3 protein-coding genes are annotated in these 2,419 nt (G+C 62.9%); 2 read left to right on the top strand and 1 reads right to left on the bottom strand.

Annotation, left to right across the window (positions count from 1 at the left end; translation table 11 throughout):
* Positions 1-89 precede the first annotated feature (89 nt).
* On the bottom strand, positions 90-476 hold the full coding sequence (gene mobC, locus ABEA06_RS07305) for a plasmid mobilization relaxosome protein MobC (RefSeq protein ID WP_345311064.1): 387 nt from the start codon (positions 474-476) through the stop codon (positions 90-92).
* 216 nt (positions 477-692) lie between these two features.
* Between mobC and ABEA06_RS07300 the strand changes: the two genes are divergently transcribed.
* Together ABEA06_RS07300 and ABEA06_RS07295 are read left to right on the top strand one after the other, a co-directional pair.
* Positions 693-1,037: a hypothetical protein gene (locus tag ABEA06_RS07300; protein WP_345311063.1), complete on the top strand. Its 345-nt coding sequence runs from the start codon at positions 693-695 to the stop codon at positions 1,035-1,037.
* Between the two features lie 168 nt (positions 1,038-1,205).
* On the top strand, positions 1,206-2,419 hold a 1,214-nt coding region (locus tag ABEA06_RS07295; protein WP_345311062.1), incomplete at its 3' end, for a hypothetical protein.

Raw genomic sequence — 2,419 nt, 5'->3', positions numbered from 1 at the left:
GTGCGGGTCGGTGTGTTCGTTGGCCTGTCCCGGGCCCACGAGGTACTTCATCAGCCCGATCGGCTTGTCGCCCTTGGTGATGTTCGGGATCACGGGATCAACTCTTCGATCTTGGCCAGCACGTCCGCACCAAATCTTCGGGCTTCCTGCAAGGTCTCGACCGTCTCGGGCAGCACCTCGCCGGTGCTGTTGGCGTGCCGGGCGATCTGGTTCACGTTGTTCGCGATCGTGGCCATCAGCTGTCGCATCTGGATCAGCTCGGCCAGCTGGTTCCTCCGCAGCTGCACCGCCACCGGATCCGCCGAACCGAACACCGCCTGGACCATCAGCGCCGAGGGCGACAGCCCGGTCTGCTGCTCCAACACCATCAGCTGAGCACGCTCGGCCTCCGACATGGACACCCGGACGTACTGGGTTTTGCCCTCGATCCGCTTGCGCCTCGACTTCCACACGTGGCGCGGATTCTCCTGCTCCACTACAGCACCTCCTCTCGTCTCAGCCCAGCGCAGCGCCCCCACTCTGTGGGCCCCACACGACCAGTGTGCCACCGCAAAACCGGCAGGGCCAGCGGTGTACCCGTTTTATGGCACATAAAACATAGCTTTGCTCCGCTGTGGTACCACGGGTACGAAGTGGCAGCTGAACATGGGTGATCTCTAGAACGGATCGTGTGCGTCCGTTAAGGTAGGGATATGGCTAAGCTCACTGATCCCCAGCAAGCAGAAGAAGCCGCGCAGCGGCTGCTCAAGGACCGGATGGACTACGTGCGGGCGGCGATCACCGCACGCGGTGCCCTTGATGAAGCACGCGATGCACTGAAGGAGGCAGAGAAGGACGACACCGCAGCGTTCCAAGCCGCCGTTACCACCGGTGGCTGGACCGCCGAGGAGCTGCGCAAGATCGGGCTCACCGCCCCCGAAAAAGTTAAGCGGGTGCAGCGTCGCCAGCAGGCCACGAAACCAGCCACGGACACTTACGCCGAAGAGCCAGTGGCCAACAACGGGAAGCCAGTAGCACGGAGCTTTGACGTTGCCTGACCATGGTTCAGGACAATGGCCCCAGACCCACAGTCGGCAGCACTCGGAGAGCACGAACGTGACGGTGCCGTACCCGCTGGCAATGTATGGCCTCGACGGCTGGGTGCCGAGCCACCAGTAACATCTCAGTCAGTGGAGGGCGCTGAAAACTGAAGAAAGGCATCGCCGTTGATCGACTGGACCACACTCAAGCGGGAAAAGTTCGACCGCATCACTGCCGCCCTCATCCGCCGTCATCATCCCGAAGCGGCCACCGTACGAGAACGGGTCATAGTGCCCGACCCGCGGGGCGGTGACGAAGGCATCGACCTTCTCATCATCGACCCTGACAAGACATGGCTTTACCAACAGAAGTACTTCCCCCAAGGCTTCTCTGGCAGCATGAGGGACACGCGGCGGAAACAGATCCGCGGCTCCTTCGACCAGGCCATGCGGCTCGAGCCTCGCCCCGACGTGTGGGTGCTCGTGGTTCCACACAACCTGAACACCGGCGAACGAAAATTTATCCAAGCCCTTCCGGATCGCATCGAGGACGGCCCCAAACCCCGGATCGAATGGGTTGGTCAAGCCGAGCTGGACGATATGGTGGCCCGCCACCCAGACGTCGAAGGCTACGCCCTACGCGACGCCGCCAGCCTTGCACTCGAGCGGGCCGGCGGCGCCCTTCCACGCAACGCTGTTCTACGCAACCTAGAGGACTACACCGCCCGCATGGGTGACCTGGAGACGGCAGCGGATGAGCTCGACACCGACTGGACTCCCCGGTTCATTACCGACCCGACCGGCGAGCAAGCGCTCACGGCAGTGCCCAAGCACAACAACCCCCGCCCCATCGAACAGGTGATCCGAGTGTCCACCTCCGACATGGACTCCGACGCACGCAAACAGTGGGAGGAGGTCCTCGGATACGGCATACCCGGAGAGGTGCGCGTGCAGACCCGCCCCGGCGACTCCTTCTACCGTCAGGCTCCCCAGTTCCTCAAGGAGTCCCACGACCCCAACCAACCATACGAGTACCGCATCAAGAAGCACGCCCCGGATCCTCACCCGTTGGTCGGCGGACGGGTGGAGCTGCGCCTGGAAATGCCCAACCATACCCAGGTCGCCGAGTTGCTAACGGTGACTGCCGTCAGCCAAGGCTACCGGGGCATGCGCATAGAGCTGAAAGCCTCGGACTGCTGCACCCTGGAGTTGCGCACTCCCTTAGCTTCTTCCCCCGACCGAACGGCAGGACACCTAAACCTCACCTTCCACCTGGGCAACAGCGTTCCTCAGGATGCCCTGGACGCACTAGACCTGAAGGCAGCCGTCCGCGCCTGTGCCAAGGTGGTCTTGAACCTTCCTGCGGTGGTCATGGGACAGCCGACCCAACCCATTGTGAT

This window comes from Kocuria gwangalliensis (assembly GCF_039544365.1).
Classification (GTDB): Bacteria; Actinomycetota; Actinomycetes; order Actinomycetales; family Micrococcaceae; genus Kocuria; species Kocuria gwangalliensis.
The sequence above is the reverse complement of the archived record's forward strand: the minus strand, read 5'-3'. Positions and strand labels throughout refer to the sequence as shown.

Excerpts from the sequence above, each read along its gene's own strand:
- ABEA06_RS07300 (WP_345311063.1), top strand. The coding sequence starts at position 693 with ATGGCTAAGCTCACTGATCCCCAGCAAGCAGAAGAAGCCGCGCAGCGG.